Source organism: Janthinobacterium sp. 61, from assembly GCF_002846335.1.
In the GTDB taxonomy this organism is placed as follows: domain Bacteria; phylum Pseudomonadota; class Gammaproteobacteria; order Burkholderiales; family Burkholderiaceae_D; genus Janthinobacterium.
This window is the reverse complement of record NZ_PJMQ01000001.1, coordinates 1,638,472-1,654,521: the sequence shown is the minus strand read 5'-3', so window position 1 is coordinate 1,654,521 and position 16,050 is coordinate 1,638,472. Positions and strand designations below refer to the sequence as shown.

The window sequence follows — 16,050 nt, the reverse complement described above, 5'->3', positions numbered from 1 at the left end:
AAGTTTCATGACACAACACCATCAACCCCGCTTCATCACCTTCGAAGGCATCGATGGCGCGGGCAAGTCGACGCATATCGGCTTTGTTACCGACTATTTGCAGCAGCGGGGCGTAAGCCTCGTGTCGTCGCGCGAACCGGGCGGCACCGGCCTGGGCGAAAAGCTGCGCGAACTGCTGTTGCATGAAAAAATGCATTTGGAAACGGAAGCCTTGCTGATGTTCGCCAGCCGCCGCGAACACATCGCGCAAGTCATCGCGCCTGCCCTGGAGCGGGGCGAGTGGGTCATTTCCGACCGTTTTACCGATGCCAGCTTTGCCTACCAGGGTGGCGGCAGGGGCATGGACTTGCGCAAGATGGAAGCGCTGGAAGCGTGGGTGCATCCCCACCTGCAGCCGGACCTGACGTTTTTGTTCGACGTGCCGCTGGCCGTGGCCCGTGCCCGCCTGGACGCCACGCGCTCGCTCGACAAGTTCGAACAGGAGCGATCGGATTTCTTCGCCGCCACGCGCAACGAGTATCTGCGCCGCGCCGCCCAGTTCCCTGAACGCTTCCGCATCATCGATTCCACGCAAAGCATCGCTGACATTCAAGTACAGCTCGCACAGCTGCTTGATGTTCTGCTTGAGCAAAGTGCTGTAACACGCTGATTTAAAAGAAGATGATATGACAAGTTCTCTCTATCCCTGGCAGCAGGACGCCTGGCAGCAATTGCAAGCGCTGCGCCCGCGCATGCCGCACGCCATTTTGTTCCATGGCGCGCAAGGCATCGGCAAGGCAGATTTCATCGAGCATTTCGCGCAGGCCTTGCTGTGCGAAGACGTACGCGCAAACGGTCATGCCTGCGGCGCGTGCGCTTCGTGCGGCTGGTTTAGCCAGGGCAACCATCCGGATTACCGCAGGGTCCGTCCGGAAGCGCTGGAAGACGAGGTGGCCGACGACGGCGAAGAGGGCGAAGGCGCGAAGAAGAGCGCCAAGACCAAGACGCCGTCGAAAGACATCAAGATCGAGCAGATCCGCAACCTGGCCGACTTCATGAACATTTCCACGCATCGCCAAGGCTTGCGCGTGGTGGTGCTGTACCCGGCCGAGGCGCTCAATACGCCCGCCTCGAATGCCTTGCTGAAGACGCTGGAGGAGCCTCCGCCGGGTACCTTGTTCCTGCTGGCATCGAACAGCCTGGACCGTTTGCTGCCGACGATCTTGTCACGCTGCCGCAAGTTCGCCTTGCCCATGCCCAGCCACGAGCAGGCCTTGACCTGGCTCAAGGCCCAAGGCTTGAATGACGCGGACAGCTGGCTGCGCGAGCAGGGCGGCGCGCCGCTGGCCGCGCTGGCCCAATCCGAGTCGGGTGGCCGCGAAGAAACGGAACAGTTGCTGCAAGTGTTGGCCCATCCGGGCGTGGAAGCTGCCCTGAAGGCGGCCGACAAGCTGCAGAAGGCGCCTTTGGCGCCACTGGTGGCGTCCTTGCAGCGCTGGCTGTACGATGTGTTTTCCGTGAAATTGTCCGGCACTATCCGCTACTATCCGCGCCACAGGCGGGAGCTGGAAGCGCTGGCCGCACGCATCAACGTCAGCCGTTTGATGGCCGCCATCAAGGCAGCCAATGAGCGCAGGGCGATCGCCGAGCACCCCTTGTCGCCCAAGCTGTTTCTGGAAGACATGCTGCTCGACTACTCTTCAAGTTGCCAATGAAATCAAGCGCTTGCGTCACCAAGTTAATGCAGATTATTTAATTATTGGCACGATGCGAATGATTTAGCCGCAGGTTTCAGCATGAACACTCTCCACGTTTCCGCGCGCAACCCCCATGGCTGCGCAGCGGCAGTTTACTATACATCTTGATAATATTTTTGCCTGGCGCGCCATGGCCGTTTGCCACGCTAGCCCCGCGGTGATACAGTCAAGGCACAGGACAGCAATGGAGGCGTGCATGAAACGCGTCACTGGCATCGGTGGCATCTTCTTCCTCGCGCAAGACCCGGCCGCGCTGCGCGCCTGGTACCAGCGCCACCTGGGCCTGGACGTGCAGCCCTGGGGCGGGGCCGCCTTCACCTGGACGGATGCTAGTGGCCAGCCCACGGGTGGCACCACCATCTGGTCCGTGGCGGCACAGGACAGCGAGCAATTCGCGCCGGGCAAGGCTGGCTTCATGATCAATTACCGGGTCGATGACCTCGATGCGCTGCTGCAAGCGCTGCGCGACGAGGGCTGTACGGTGCTGGACAAGGCGCCCGACTCGCAATACGGCCAGTTCGGCTGGGTCATCGATCCCGAGGGTAACAAGGTGGAGCTGTGGCAGCCACCCGAGGGGCAATAGGGAACTCAGGCGCCATATCAGCGATAATATCGTCTCAGCCAACCATTTTATTTATTTATGCGCGACATTATTGCTGGATTTCTACGCTTCCAAAAAGAGGTTTTTCCCGAGCGCCGCGAGTTGTTCAAGACGCTGGCCACGGGACAAACCCCCAAGGCCCTGTTCATTTCCTGCTCGGACAGCCGCATGGTGCCGGAACTGGTAACGCAGCGCGAACCAGGCGAGCTCTTCGTGATTCGCAACGCGGGCAACATCGTGCCCTCGTACGGCCCCGAACCGGGTGGCGTAAGCGCCACGGTGGAATTTGCCGTGTCTGCCTTGAACGTGAGCGACATCGTTATTTGCGGCCATTCCGATTGCGGCGCGATGAAGGCGATTGCCACCTGTGCCTGCCTGGACCATATGCCGGCCGTGCGCAGCTGGCTGCACCATGCCGATGCGGCACGCATGATCAACGAGTCGGTCGAGCATCCGACGGAACAGTCGCGCATCGACGGAATGGTGCGCGCCAATGTGGTCGCGCAACTCAATAACCTGCGCACCCATCCCTCGGTGGCGCTGGCCATGGCGCAAAACAGGCTGACCCTGCACGGCTGGGTGTACGACATCGAGAACGGTTCCCTTGACGCGCTCGACGAGTCGACCGGCCACTTCGTTCCGCTTGCGGAACATCCTGCCTCGAAGCTGTAAGCATCCGCACCACCATGGCAGGGGATGAAGGCGCTGTTCCCCGGCCATTTTTTGCTCCCTCCGGTACAATCCCGCCTTATGTATATCGATTCCCATTGCCATATCAATTTCCCCGAGCTGGCTGCTCGCATGCCCGAGATCCTCGCCAAGATGGCCGAGAACAAGGTGACGCACGCCCTGTGCGTGTCCGTCGACTTGCCGGACTTCCCACAGGTGCTGGCCCTGGCCGAGCAGTATCCGCATATTTTCGCATCCGTCGGCGTGCATCCCGACTACGAGGACACGCCTGAACCGTCCGTGGAAGACCTGGTGCGCCTGGCCGATCACCCGAAGATCATCGCCATCGGCGAGACGGGTCTCGACTATTTCCGCCTGACGGGCGACCTGGAATGGCAGCGCGAGCGTTTTCGCACGCACATCAAAGCTTCAAGAATCACCCGTAAGCCCTTGATTATTCACACACGGGCGGCCAGTGCAGACACGATACGCATCATGCGCGAAGAGGGTGCGGGCGTATCCGATGGCGGCGTTGCCGGCGTCATGCATTGCTTTACGGAGTCGCTGGAAGTGGCTCGCGCCGCCATAGACATGGGTTTCTATATTTCGTTTTCCGGCATCGTCACGTTCAAGAGCGCGAAGGATTTGCAAGCCGTGGCTTTGGACGTGCCGCTCGAACGCATACTGATCGAGACGGATTCGCCGTATCTGGCGCCCGTACCGTTCCGCGGCCGCATGAATGAGCCCGGCTATGTGGCCCACGTGGCCGAATATCTGTCGACCCTGAAAGGCATCCCCCTGGAGCAGGTGGCGCGCCAGACGACGGATAATTTCTTCAAGTTATTCAATCAGTTGCCATAACTTCTTAAGGTTAGACATGATGAAAAAACTCGCCCTGGCGATGCTGCTCTGCTGTGCCACCGCCAGCCAGGCGGCGCCGGACCCGGACACTTTCTTCCGTGCCGTGTCCGTCAACAACGCCAGCGGCGTGCGCAGCATGCTGGACGAAGGCATGAATCCGAATCAGCCTGATACGCAGCGGGGTGACATTCCCCTCGTGCTGGCCTTGCGCGACGATGCGGACAAGGTATTCAAGCTGCTGCTCGACACGCCCGGCATCGACATCGAAGCGCGCTCGGCCAACGGCAACACGGCGCTGATGATGGCCGCCTACAAGCACAAGCTGGACGCCGTGCAAGCTTTGCTGGCCAAGGGCGCCAAGGTCAACCAGAGCGGCTGGACGGCGCTCCACTATGCGGCCTCGGCGGGCGACTTGCCCATCATGAAGATTTTTCTGGACCGTGATGCCGTGGTCGATGCGCGCGCCCCTGCCAACGTCACGCCGCTGATGTTCGCCGCCCGCGAAGGGCAGGAAGGTGCCGTCAAGCTGCTGCTGTCCTGGGGCGCGGACGCCAGCCTGAAAAGCGACCATGGCTGGACGGCCGCGCAGTTCGCCCAGGCGGGCGACAAGCCCGGCGTGGTGGCCATCATCGAAGCGGCACAGAAGGCGCGCGCCTCCCGTAAGTGATCTTTCTAGTCATATTTTCCATGCCAGCGCTGAAACTGGCATGGAAATGCCTCTCACCTCAGCGCTTTGTTCCCCCGGCCAATTAACGATAATGATCCTGTCGCATTAATCAGGAGATCGTCGCATGGGCCATCACATCACCGTCAGGCGCCGGCTGTATTGTCGCCGCCCCTCGCGCAGCCCGTGCGATATCACTGCTTTCTGGAATGACAAAACCGATCGGCCATCGGAGCCAGACTCCAAGAGGACAGACATGCTGAATGAACGAGAAATCGAGAGTTGTTACCTGGGGCAATTTATCCCCGTCCATTACCACCACAATATGTTGATGGACCAGAACCGCATGCACGGGTTCAAGTCGGCGATCGATTACGCGGTGAAGCCCGGCATGAAGGTGCTGGAACTGGGTGGCGGCACGGGCGTGCTGTCGTGGTTTGCGGCTGCGCGCGCTGACAAGGTGTGGTGCGTGGAGTTCAATCCGGACATGGTCAAGGAAGCGCGCAAGATGCTGGCGCTCAATCCCAACGGTGAAAAAGTGGAAGTTGTCCACGCGGACGCCTTCGAATATCTGCCGCCCGAACCCGTCGACATTGTCATCTGCGAAATGATACACGTGGGCATGCTGCGCGAAAAGCAAGTGGAAGTGATCGAATCATTCAAGCGCCGCTACCTGGCCCGTTTTGGCGGCCCGCTGCCCATCTTCCTGCCCGAAGCCATCATCATGGCCGTGCAGCCGATGCAGCAGGAATACGATTTCGAGGGTTTTTATGCGCCCATCGTGCAATTCCAGGAAACCACGGCCATCCATCCGGGTGTGCAGGAACTGGCGCCGCCGTCCGTGTACAGCATCATCGACTTCAGCCAGCCGACGGACAGCGTGTTCGGCTTTGATGGCAAGTTCGTCGTCGAACGCAGCGGCACACTGAACGCCTTGCGTTTCGTCACCAAGAACATCCTGGCCGTGGTGCCCGAGCGCTCGACCACCATCGACTGGCTGAACCACTACATGTGCTTGCCGCTGGCCACGCCGCTGGCCGTGAAGGCGGGCGACGTGCTGCAAGTGAGCTTCCAGTACCGCGCCGGCGGCTCGATACCCTCGCTGGAAGCGTCGATGCGCGCGCAGGTAATCTATGATGTGAACCTGCAGCCAGTGACACAGAACGCTGTCTATGCCTGATTTGCATTAATTTAAAGGCAAGGCCGCAGGCATTTCGTCCTGCGGCGTTTGTCCATTCAGGGTATATTTCGTCCTTTACCACTGGACAGCTTTATTATCATGGAACAGATCGATCAGCGTTACCTCGTGCAACAGAACAAAATCAGCGATGGCGAGACCAAGCCACCCGTGTTTGCCAAGGTAATGCGCAGCAAGGAAGGCGTGTTTGAAGGCGTGTCCTTCATCAAGTCGAAGGAAAAAGCCACCGTCATGACCATCGACGAGGCCAAGCAGGCCATCAAATGGGCCACCAGCAAGAAGCCGAACGCGCATGAGTACATCACGAAAGTGATTTGCGTCGGCCAATAAGATCATCGCCAGCTACCGTTCATTCCTGTTTTTACTCAGTCCATCCCCGCATCCTGCAGTTCATCGCATGGCCGTTGCCGTCCCGGCGGCGCTTTACTATAGTGCTGTCACGGTAGCGGGGCAAGCACGGCTTGCTCCGCACATTTCATTCGAGGGGAACGCGATGCTGGGATTTGTGCTGTGGCTGCTGCTCTTGCTGGTGTGCTGGCCCTTGGCCTTGCTGGCACTCGTGCTGTATCCGCTGGCATGGCTGCTGTTGCTGCCATTGCGCCTGATCGGCATCGGCGTGGAAGGCGTGTTCGAATTGCTGCGCGCCATCGTCATGCTGCCGGCCCGCGTGCTGGGCGGCGGGCGGCACTAAACTGAATTTCCCATAAAAAATGGCGCCCTCGGCGCCATTTTTGTTTGTATCACTGTCTTGCTTACAGGTCGACCATGAAACCGGCGCCGATCGATTTCTGCGAATAGTTGTAGTCGATCAAGCTCTGGCCATAGCCGGAGAACAGTTGCAGATAGCCTTTCAGGTTGGCTTTCAATGGGAAAGCCCAGCTGGCCTGCATGGAGCCATGCTTCTTGCTGAAATTGCGGCGGGCCGTCACGGCATACTCATGGCCCTTGTTGCGGTAGCTCACGCGCAAGTCGCCATGCCCCATGTAATCGGTAATGTCGATATTGTCATTGTCGGTCTTGCCATTGTCGAGGCGGTGCCAGACGCGCGTCGTGACGGCCAGGTTGTCTTTTTCCACGCCCAGCTCGGCATACACGCGGTTCCAGCTGCGCGACAGGGTCGAGGTCTGGCCATTCGACTGGTGCACCAGGCCGAAGTTCAGGTAATTGAATTCCAGTCCCGCGAAATTCTTGTTGATCGGCAAGATCAGCATCAGTTCCGGCTGGTAATTGGTCTCGCGGAAGGGGCTTGATGCCTTGCGGTTATACGCTTGCCAGAAACTTTGCTGCGTGTAGCCGAACCACATGTCGATGGGCGTGCCAGCTATGTCTTCCAGCAGCTTCATCTTGAAACTCAGCTGGAAGGTCAATTCCACGTGCTGGCTCTTGACGCCGCCTGGCGTGAAATCCTGGAATGGTTCGTCGTTGGATGCATCGCTGTAATTGGCCAGCAGCAGATAGGTGTCGCGGTGCGGGCTGAAGTTGAACAGGCCGCGCTTCGACGCGTCATTGAGCTCCCAGGATTGCTGCGTGCGCGAAATCGGCGCTTCCGGCGGCGCCGCGCCAGCTTGCGCGATGGCGGGAATGGCGGCGTTGACGGCGTCCGGCGTGGCTACGCCAGGCGGGCTGACGGGCGTGAACGGGGCGACCTCGGCAGCGGCAGCCAGGGTGACGGCCGCGATGGCGGGATCACCGCCGGCGGCAATGGTGGCCTTTTCCGCCGCCTTGGCCAAGGTGTCGAAGCAGCCCAGGCGGGCGCTGGCGTCACCAAGCACGGCGCAACGCTGCATTTGCTGTTCCAGTTCGCCGGCCATGGCCAGCGCTGGCGACGCCAGCAGGGAGGAGAGGATTATTTTTCTTAGTCGGATAGTCATAGGCTGAGTAGGGCATGTCATTCGGTGCGCACCTGAGCTGGCATGCCAGCGGCGTCGCCTTGCACGATGTATCACCGTGCGTCTTGATTTTGATTAATCTTTGTTGGATTAATAAAGTTGAAAGTATAGCGGAATCTCCTGTTTGTCCTGTACAACGCGCGTGCGCGTGTGTGTTAGTGTTGTACGCACGCCAAAAAATGGTTGCGGGCCGCCCTGCAAATCGATGTCTGCTACACTGGAAAACCGGCGCAAACACAGTCGTGCCGGGGCTAGCCATGGAGATTGTGATGACCCGCAAGACACCTATCGAGCGCTACCGCAACATCGGCATCAGCGCCCATATCGACGCCGGCAAGACCACCACCACCGAGCGCATCCTGTTTTATACGGGGGTCAACCACAAGATCGGCGAAGTGCACAATGGCGCCGCCACCATGGACTGGATGGAGCAGGAGCAGGAACGGGGCATCACCATTACCTCGGCCGCTACCACGGCCTTCTGGAAAGGCATGGCCGGCAACTTCCCCGAACACCGCATCAACATCATCGACACACCGGGCCACGTGGATTTCACGATTGAAGTGGAACGCTCGATGCGCGTGCTCGACGGCGCCGTGATGGTCTACGACGCCGTCGGCGGCGTGCAGCCCCAGTCCGAGACCGTGTGGCGGCAAGCCAACAAATACCATGTGCCGCGCATCGCCTTCATCAACAAGATGGACCGGGTGGGCGCGGATTTCTTGCGCGTGCGCAAGCAGATTGCCGAGCGCCTGAAAGGCGTGGCCGTGCCCATCCAGCTGCCCATCGGCGCCGAAGACCATTTCACGGGCGTGATCGACCTGCTGAAAATGCGCGCCATCACCTGGGACGAGGCCAGCCAGGGCGTGCAGTTCAGCTATGGCGAGATTCCCGCCGAGCTGCTGGCGCAGGCGCAGGAGTGGCACGAGCACATGGTCGAACACGCGGCCGAGGCCAGCCTCGACATGACGGAACGCTATCTGAATGGCGACACGTTTACGGAAGCCGAACTCAAGCAAGCCTTGCGCGCGCGCACCATCCGCAACGAAATCGTGCCCATGCTGTGCGGCAGCGCCTTCAAGAACAAGGGCGTGCAGGCGATGCTCGATGCCGTCATCGAATACCTGCCGTCGCCCATGGAAGTGCCGCCCATCATGGGCCACGACGAGCACGACAACGAAGTGGAGCGCCACCCGACGGATGAGGAGCACTTTGCCGCGCTCGCCTTTAAAATCATGACAGACCCCTTCGTGGGGCAGTTGACGTTCTTCCGCGTGTATTCGGGCGTGGTGAACTCCGGCGATATGGTCTACAACCCCACCAAGAGCGCGCGCGAGCGCCTGGGGCGCATCTTGCAGATGCATGCGAACGAACGCAAGGAAATCAAGGAAGTGTATGCGGGCGACATCGCCGCCGCCGTGGGGCTGAAAGCTGTCACTACGGGCGACACCCTGTGCGCCATCGACCATATCATCGTCCTGGAGAAGATGATTTTTCCGGAACCCGTGATTTCCCAGGCGGTCGAACCAAAGACCAAGCCTGACCAGGAAAAGATGGGCATCGCCCTGAACCGCCTGGCGCAGGAAGATCCGTCGTTCAAGGTGCACACGGACGAGGAATCCGGCCAGACCATCATGTCGGGCATGGGCGAATTGCACCTGGAAATTTTAGTCGACCGCATGCGGCGCGAATTCGGCGTGGAAGCCAATGTCGGCAAGCCGCAGGTGGCATACCGGGAAACCATTACGCGCACGGTGGAAGATATCGAGGGCAAGTTCGTCAAGCAGTCAGGCGGACGGGGCCAGTACGGCCACGTGGTGCTGAAACTTGAACCTTTGCCGCCTGGCACGGGCTACCAGTTCGTCGACGCCATCAAGGGCGGTGTGGTGCCGCGCGAATTCATCCCCGCCGTCGACAAGGGCATCGCCGAAACGTTAAAGGCCGGCGTGCTGGCCGGCTATCCGGTCGTCGACGTGAAGGCTACCTTGACCTTCGGCTCCTACCACGACGTCGATTCGAATGAGAATGCCTTCCGCATGGCCGGCTCCATCGCCTTCAAGGACGGCATGCGCAAAGCGTCGCCCGTGCTGCTGGAACCGATGATGCAGGTGGAGGCGGAAACGCCGGAAGAGTTCATGGGCAACGTCATGGGCGACCTGACGGCCCGCCGCGGCATGGTGCAGGGCGTCGACGACATCCCCGGCGGCGCGGGGCGTATTGTCAAGGCCCTGGTGCCGCTGGCGGAAATGTTCGGCTATTCCACCACCCTGCGTTCGCTGACCCAGGGCCGCGCCACCTACACCATGGAATTCAAGCACTATGCCGCCGTGCCCAAGCATGTATTGGACCAGGTGGCTGCGGCGGGGAAGGCGAAATAGGTGTCAGTTAGCCGAGTTTTGCGCAATGATGGCATCGGCCATTTTCTCCGCCTCGTCCACGGGCTGGCTCAGCGCCCTGGTCGTGTAGACGGTGGACGCCACCATCGGCTGGTCCAGGGTCGCCCCTTCGCCATGGCTGGTATCGACCGTCACCGTGGTCGACAGGCCGATGCGCAGCGGGTGGGCGGCCAGCTCCTTCGGGTCCAGGGTGATGCGCACGGGCACACGCTGCACTACCTTGATCCAGTTGCCCGTGGCGTTTTGCGCCGGCAACAGCGAAAAAGCGCTGCCCGTGCCGGCCGACATGCCCAGCACCTTGCCGTGGTAGACCACCTTGCTGCCATACAAATCCGTTTCGATGGTCGCCGCCTGGCCCACGCGGATATTGCGCAATTCGGATTCCTTGAAGTTCGCATCGACCCATAACTGGTCCAGCGGCACGATGGACATCAGCGGCGTGCCCGGCGTCACGTGCGACCCCAGCTGCACGCTGCGCTTGGCCACATAGCCCGAGACAGGCGCGACCACGGCGTTGCGGCGCACGGCCAGCCACGCCTGCAGCACGTCGCCCCGGGCCGACAGCACGGCCGGATGGCTGGCCAGGTGCACGCCGGCCACGCCCGCTTTGGCCGACTCGGCCTGGCGCTGTGCCACCGTCAAGGCGGCTTTTGCATCATCGACGGCCTGCTTCGCATGGGCCAGGTCTTCGCCCGAGATCGTGTTGTCCGCCGCCAGCGGCGCGCGGCGCGCCAGGTTGCCCCGGGCCGTGGCTAGCGCCAGGCGGCGCTGCTCGATAACGGCGTCGTACTGCGCCACGTTCGCATAGCGCTCGCGCTCCTGGCGCACGACATTAGCCAATCGCGCCTCGGCCTGGCTCAGGGCCAGGTTCGCATCGATGGCGTTCAGGGTGATCAGGGGCGCGCCCGCCGTCACCATCTGCGTCTCGTCGGCGCGGATGGCATCGACATTGCCCGTCACTTGCGCGGACAGGGTGACCATATTGCCGCCCACGTAGGCGTTGTCCGTGACTTCCTCCTTGGCCAGCACCAGCTGATAGTAGACAGCCCAGGCTGCGCCAGCCACGACAAAGGCGGCCGTGATGGCGATGAGGACGGCCTTGCGCTTGCCCGGCTGTTCGGTGGGGGTGGTGCTTGCTGTGGTATCGCTGCTCATGATGTGTTCCGTAGTCGATTGTTATTGTTTAGTCGTCGTGGTGGCAAAGTCGCTGCTGCCCCGGTAGCCGCCGCCCAGCGCCACGGTCAGGCTGATTTCTGCGTCCTGGCGCTGGTTTTGCAGCTGCATGCCCAGGTCCACCTGGCCGCGCACGGTCATTTCCGCATTCAGTTGCGTGGCGCGATCGGCCAATCCCTGTTTCAGCCGGGCATTGGCATTGCGCAACTGCGCTACGCTGGCGCGCAGGTTTTCCTGCTGCAGGCGCAGCTGGTTTTCCACGCCCTGTACCTTGGCACCGGCCTGCGCCACGTCGCGCACCACATTGAAGACGTTCTGGTTGTAATCGGCGATCAGTTCCTTGCGTTCGCTGCGCGCGCCACCGAGCTGCGCCTGCAGGCGGCCACTGTCGAACAGGGGCAGCGACAAAGCTGGGCCGATGAACAGGGTGCGGCTACCCGACTGCAGCAGCTTGCCCAGCTTGATGGCATCCAGGCCGAACGATGCACCCAGGTCGATATCGGGGTAGAACGACGCCTGTGCCGCTTCGATCTTGCTCATGGCCGCCTGTACTCTCCAGCGCGCCGCCTGCAAGTCGGGTCGGCGCGCCAGCAATTCCATGCCCAGCTTGCCGGGCAGGGCATGCGGCAGCGCCTGTGCCTGCTTCGGCTGCAGGCTGGTCAGCGCCGTGCTGTCGGCGCCGAGCAGGGCGCGCAAGGCTTCCCGTTCCGTGACGATCTGTGTTTCCAACAGGGCGATTTGCTGTTGCAGCAAGCTCAAGCGTGTTTGCGCGGACAAATGGTCATCGCTGACGCCCAGGCCGTTGGCGATGCGCTTTTCCTTGTCTACGACCAGTTGCTGCTGCAGTTGGACCAGCGCATGCAGGTTGTCCATGCGCGCCCAGCCATTTTGCATGCTGAAGTAGTGGCGGGCGATCTCGGCCGCCAGCATCTGTTCCGCCATCGCGTATTCGGCGCGGCGCGCGTTGACTTCGCCCAGGCTGGCGGCGATCTGCGCCTTGTGCTTGCCCCACCAGTCGAGGTCGTAATGGGCTTGCACGCCCACCGTCACCTCGTTGTAGTAATTGCCGCCGATGGGGGCGGGCATCAGGCCATTGCCCGAATAGCGCTGGCGGTTGGCGTTCGCGCTGGCATCTATGCTGGGGCCACGCTGCGCATGTTGCGCATCGAATGCGGACAGGGCCGAGCCGATGCGGGCATTCGCCACCTCCAGGCTGGGGCTGGCGGACAGGGCGTTTTCAATCAGTTGGTTCAGCTGCTCGTCCTGGAACTGGCGCCACCACTGGGCGGCGGGCCAGCCTTCGCTGGCAAGGTGGATGTCGGCCGCCAATTGCACTTTGGCCAGGTCTTGTTGCGGCAGCTGTTGCGTGTCGGGCGGGATGCTGGCGCAGCCGGCCAGGGCCAGCGATACGCTGAGGGCCAATACGCTCAGGGAGAGGGAGAGTTTCATCGGTGTGGGCATGAGGTTTATTCCATGGCCGCGTGGTCGACCACGACTGGCGCATTCTTTTTCGGTGGTTTGATCAGGAGCAAGAGCGGCAGCACGAGGATAGTCAGCCACATCATCAGCCAGAAGTCGTCAAGGTAGGCGATCATCGACGCTTGCCGCGTGATTTCGCCATTCAGGGCCGCCATGCTAGTGCTGCTGCCCAGGTCGAACACCTGGGCAATGCCGGGGTCGTGCAGGGCCGGGTTGGCGATAGTGATGTGTTCCGTCAGGGACGCATGGGCGATCTGCGTATTGCGCACCAACAAGGTTTGCACGAGGGCGATGCCGATGCTGCTGCCGATATTGCGCACCAGGCTGTATATCGCCGTGCCCTCCGCCCGCATCTCGGGCGATAGCGTGGCAAACGTGGCTGCGCTCAGGGGCACGAACACGAGGCCCAGGCCTATGCCCTGGATGATGCCGCTCCACACGACGGTCTTGGGCACCAGGTCCAGCGTGAAGTTGGCCATCTGCCACAGCGAAAACGCCGTAATCGAAAAGCCCACGCCCAGCAGGATGCGCGTATCGATCTTGCCCGTCAGCTTGCCGACGATCAGCATCGCCAGCATCGTGCCCAGCCCGCTGGGCGCCGTCACCATGCCGGCAATCGCCGCCGGGTAATTCATCAAGCCTTGCAGCATCGATGGCGTCAGCGCACGGGTGGCGAACAGCACCATGCCGACGATGAAGATGAACAGCAGGCCGCTCACATAGTTCGAGTTTTTCAACAGCCGGTAGTCGAGGAAGGACTTGCCGGCCGGGCGCAAGGCCGTGTGGGCAATGAAGTAACACAAGCTCATGGCCAGCACGATGGCTTCGATCCACGTTTCCGTGGAAGAAAACCAGTCGTTCTGCTCGCCCCGGTCCAGCAGCATCTGCAGTGCCCCGATCGACAGGCTCAAGGTGGCAAAGCCGAACATGTCGAAATGCATGCGGCCCTTCGGTGGGTCCTTGCGGATGTAGCGCCAGATGCCGTAGAAGGCCATGGCGCCGATGGGGATGTTGATGAAGAAGACCCAGCGCCAGCTGTAGCTGTCCGTCAGCCAGCCGCCCAGCGTCGGTCCCAGGATGGGGCCGATCATCACGCCCATGCCCCAGATGGCCATGGCCGAGCCGTGCTTTTCGCGCGGATTGATGTCGAGCAAGACCGCCTGCGACAGCGGCACCAGCGCCGCGCCGAACACGCCCTGCAGCAGGCGCGCGGCGACGATCTCGGAGAGGGTGCCGGACAGGCCGCACAGCACGGAAGCGAGCGTAAAGCCGGCCACGGAGACGAGAAAGGTGTTCTTCTGTCCGTAGCGGTCGCACAGCCAGCCCGTCAGGGGCGTGGCGATGGCGGCGGCAACGATAAAAGAGGTCAGCACCCAGGTGATCTGGTCTTGCGAGGCGGAAAGGCTGCCCTGCATGTGGGGAAGGGCGACGTTGGCGATGGTACCGTCTAGCGCCTGGATGATGGTGGCGAGCATGATCGACATCGTGATCATGCGCCGGTTCAGGGTGGGGTCCTGTGCAGCGGGCAGCGCCGGCGTGGCGCTGGCAGTGGCCGAACTCATACAGACTTCTCCGTCGCCGCTTGCAGCGCTTCGAGCAGTTCGGTGGCGGCCCGCAGTTGATCGGGATCAATTCCCTGCAACAACTCCTTGCGGAAACCGTCCGCTTCCTTGCGCACGGTTTCATAGACCTGCATGCCTGCTTCCGTCAGCACCACCAGCTTGACCCTGCGGTCCGTTTCCGATGGCTGGCGCTGCACGAAGCCCGATTTCACGAGCCGGTCCAGCATCGACACCATGGTGGGGTTTTCCACGCCCAGCTGATGGGCCAGCTCGCTTTGCGAAGGCGGCTGCGGCGACTTGGCGATCATGGCGATGGCCATCCAGCTCGCTTGCCCCAGATCCAGGTCCTTCAGGCGCCGGTCGATGGCATGGCGCCAGCCGCGTGCCGTCTTGTGGAGCGCGGCGGAAAAGCGCTCTTCGATAGAAATCATAAGGTAAGTGGTCTAATGGTTAGGTGTCTAACTAATATTTTAGCATGCCGGTTTGACAGGCGTGCAGGCCTTCCCGTTTATCGGCACCGCTGCTACATTAGTGGCAGTCCATCACCCTCAGGAGACCGCCATGACCACCGCAGAACAGAAGCAGGACGGCCAGCACCGCGACAGCAGCGACTTTGTCATTACGCAAACTTTCGACGCGCCTCGCGAGCTGGTGTTCCAGTCGTGGGTGGAGCCGGAGCGCCTGGCTCAGTGGTGGGGACCTGTCGGCTTCGAATTGAGCGTGCTGGCGCTGGACGTGCAGCCGGGCGGCATTTTCCACTACGGCATGCGCGCCGACAATGGCTACGAAATGTGGGGCAAGTTCACCTACCAGCAGATCGAGGCGCCGGAAAAGATTGTCTCCATCCTGTCATTCGCCGACAAGCAAGGCAACCCCGTACAGCACCCGGTCAGCGCCACGTGGCCGCTGGAATCGTTCAATATCATGACCCTGACCGAGGAAAACGGCAAGACGACGATGACGTTAAGGTCAACGCCGCACAAGGCGACGGATGAGCAGCATGAGACTTTCAAGCAGGGGTTTGAGTCGATGAAGCAGGGGTTCACGGCGACGTTTGGCCAGCTGGCCCAGTACCTGGCGCGGGTTCAGTAGGGCTTTTTATTGAAGCGCTGGCCAGAGTCGCGGGCCTGGGGTGCCTTGGATGGAGCTGCGGTGGGTGTTCTTGCTGTCGTTGCCAGTGGGCGCTTGAGGAGTGCCTGCTTGTACAAGAAATAGCAACGAGCAACGAGCAATGAGTGACGAGATACTTAGTTGTCCGCAGGATTGCCTTTGCAGATAGCGGTACATATCTTTTGAACGTTATCCTTATGGTTTTCGATCTCTTGCTCTTCCTCCTTTAGCAATTTTTGAAGTTTATCGTCATCTTGCTCTATTTTTTTCTTTTCGTGAATTTGCCTCAGTTTTTCTTTAAACGCTGTTTTTCTTGGACTTTCAGCGTCTGATACGATGCACCTTTTGGTGCATTCTTGCTTTGTCGTAGCCTTCCACTGAGCCGTGGCAGGAAACGCGAACATGTTTAAAAGAAAAAAGAGAGCGAATTTTGTTTTCATGATCTAACCTTATTTCTTATTTCTTATTTCTTATTTCTTATTCATGATTTGATTCGGCTCGGCATATGTATTTCGATCAAATATATGACGAACGTTAGAAAAAAGATGTTTATCCGTTGCTTGTCCATTGAAATTTGGAGCTTGTGGGGAAATTCCTTGGCTTATGCCATGAGCATGGCATATTGGCAATTCTCATTTCGCCCCTCTAGCTACGCTCCTGGCCGCAAACGGACTGCAGGCAAGTCAGATCGCCTGCTTGGGGATACTATGGC

17 protein-coding genes are annotated in these 16,050 nt (G+C 60.6%); 11 read left to right on the top strand and 6 right to left on the bottom strand.

What is annotated here, in order from left to right; genetic code table 11:
- Nucleotides 1-7: 7 nt before the first annotated feature.
- The 9 genes from tmk (at nt 8) to CLU92_RS07570 (ending at nt 6,420) form a co-directional block, all read left to right on the top strand.
- Nucleotides 8-649, top strand: a complete 642-nt coding sequence (gene tmk / locus CLU92_RS07610) for a dTMP kinase (protein ID WP_101481375.1) — start codon at nt 8-10, stop codon at nt 647-649.
- Nucleotides 650-665: 16 nt separating this feature from the next.
- On the top strand, nt 666-1,694 hold the full coding sequence (locus tag CLU92_RS07605) for a DNA polymerase III subunit delta' (RefSeq protein WP_101481374.1): 1,029 nt from the start codon (nt 666-668) through the stop codon (nt 1,692-1,694).
- A 238-nt stretch (nt 1,695-1,932) separates the two neighbouring features.
- Nucleotides 1,933-2,319 (top strand): VOC family protein, encoded by a 387-nt coding sequence (locus CLU92_RS07600; RefSeq protein ID WP_101481373.1) that lies wholly within the window; start codon nt 1,933-1,935, stop codon nt 2,317-2,319.
- Nucleotides 2,320-2,376: 57 nt separating this feature from the next.
- Nucleotides 2,377-3,009 (top strand): carbonic anhydrase, encoded by a 633-nt coding sequence (locus CLU92_RS07595; RefSeq protein ID WP_101481372.1) that lies wholly within the window; start codon nt 2,377-2,379, stop codon nt 3,007-3,009.
- 78 nt (nt 3,010-3,087) lie between these two features.
- Entirely contained in the window at nt 3,088-3,867 is a 780-nt protein-coding gene (locus CLU92_RS07590) for a TatD family hydrolase (protein ID WP_101484552.1), read from the top strand.
- Nucleotides 3,868-3,883: 16 nt separating this feature from the next.
- Nucleotides 3,884-4,534 carry an ankyrin repeat domain-containing protein gene (locus CLU92_RS07585; protein ID WP_101481371.1) on the top strand — a complete coding sequence of 217 codons (651 nt, stop codon included), beginning with the start codon at nt 3,884-3,886 and terminating at the stop codon, nt 4,532-4,534.
- Nucleotides 4,535-4,787: 253 nt separating this feature from the next.
- A complete protein-coding gene (locus CLU92_RS07580) occupies nt 4,788-5,711 on the top strand; it encodes a methyltransferase domain-containing protein (protein ID WP_101481370.1) in 924 nt (307 codons plus the stop codon).
- Between the two features lie 99 nt (nt 5,712-5,810).
- Nucleotides 5,811-6,059, top strand: coding sequence for a hypothetical protein (locus CLU92_RS07575; RefSeq protein WP_101481369.1), 249 nt, complete (start codon nt 5,811-5,813; stop codon nt 6,057-6,059).
- 163 nt (nt 6,060-6,222) lie between these two features.
- On the top strand, nt 6,223-6,420 hold the full coding sequence (locus CLU92_RS07570; protein WP_101481368.1) for a hypothetical protein: 198 nt from the start codon (nt 6,223-6,225) through the stop codon (nt 6,418-6,420).
- Between the two features lie 61 nt (nt 6,421-6,481).
- Here the strand turns inward: CLU92_RS07570 and CLU92_RS07565 are convergent, their stop codons facing one another.
- Entirely contained in the window at nt 6,482-7,600 is a 1,119-nt protein-coding gene (locus CLU92_RS07565) for a phospholipase A (protein ID WP_257561017.1), read from the bottom strand.
- Between the two features lie 287 nt (nt 7,601-7,887).
- Here CLU92_RS07565 and fusA point away from each other — a divergent pair, with 287 nt between their 5' ends.
- Nucleotides 7,888-9,996 (top strand): elongation factor G, encoded by a 2,109-nt coding sequence (fusA, locus tag CLU92_RS07560; protein WP_101484551.1) that lies wholly within the window; start codon nt 7,888-7,890, stop codon nt 9,994-9,996.
- 3 nt (nt 9,997-9,999) lie between these two features.
- Here the strand turns inward: fusA and CLU92_RS07555 are convergent, their stop codons facing one another.
- From CLU92_RS07555 to CLU92_RS07540, 4 genes are read right to left on the bottom strand one after another with little or no spacing between them, the layout of a single operon-like run.
- Entirely contained in the window at nt 10,000-11,169 is a 1,170-nt protein-coding gene (locus CLU92_RS07555; protein ID WP_101481366.1) for an HlyD family efflux transporter periplasmic adaptor subunit, read from the bottom strand.
- A gap of 21 nt (nt 11,170-11,190) precedes the next feature.
- Complete coding sequence (locus tag CLU92_RS07550; RefSeq protein ID WP_243858058.1) at nt 11,191-12,648, bottom strand: efflux transporter outer membrane subunit; 1,458 nt, start codon at nt 12,646-12,648, stop codon at nt 11,191-11,193.
- A gap of 5 nt (nt 12,649-12,653) precedes the next feature.
- Nucleotides 12,654-14,228, bottom strand: coding sequence for a DHA2 family efflux MFS transporter permease subunit (locus CLU92_RS07545; RefSeq protein ID WP_101481364.1), 1,575 nt, complete (start codon nt 14,226-14,228; stop codon nt 12,654-12,656).
- The gene (locus CLU92_RS07540) at nt 14,225-14,659 is read right to left on the bottom strand and encodes a MarR family winged helix-turn-helix transcriptional regulator (RefSeq protein ID WP_101481363.1); all 435 of its coding nucleotides are present in this window, start codon (nt 14,657-14,659) and stop codon (nt 14,225-14,227) included. Before CLU92_RS07540 ends, CLU92_RS07545 begins: the two co-directional genes overlap by 4 nt.
- Before the next feature lie 130 nt (nt 14,660-14,789).
- On the opposite strand from CLU92_RS07540, the gene CLU92_RS07535 reads away from it, so the two are divergent.
- On the top strand, nt 14,790-15,320 hold the full coding sequence (locus CLU92_RS07535; protein WP_101481362.1) for an SRPBCC domain-containing protein: 531 nt from the start codon (nt 14,790-14,792) through the stop codon (nt 15,318-15,320).
- 155 nt (nt 15,321-15,475) lie between these two features.
- On the opposite strand, the gene CLU92_RS07530 is transcribed toward CLU92_RS07535, so the two are convergent.
- The gene (locus tag CLU92_RS07530; RefSeq protein ID WP_143452558.1) at nt 15,476-15,778 is read right to left on the bottom strand and encodes a hypothetical protein; all 303 of its coding nucleotides are present in this window, start codon (nt 15,776-15,778) and stop codon (nt 15,476-15,478) included.
- Nucleotides 15,779-16,050 lie beyond the last annotated feature (272 nt).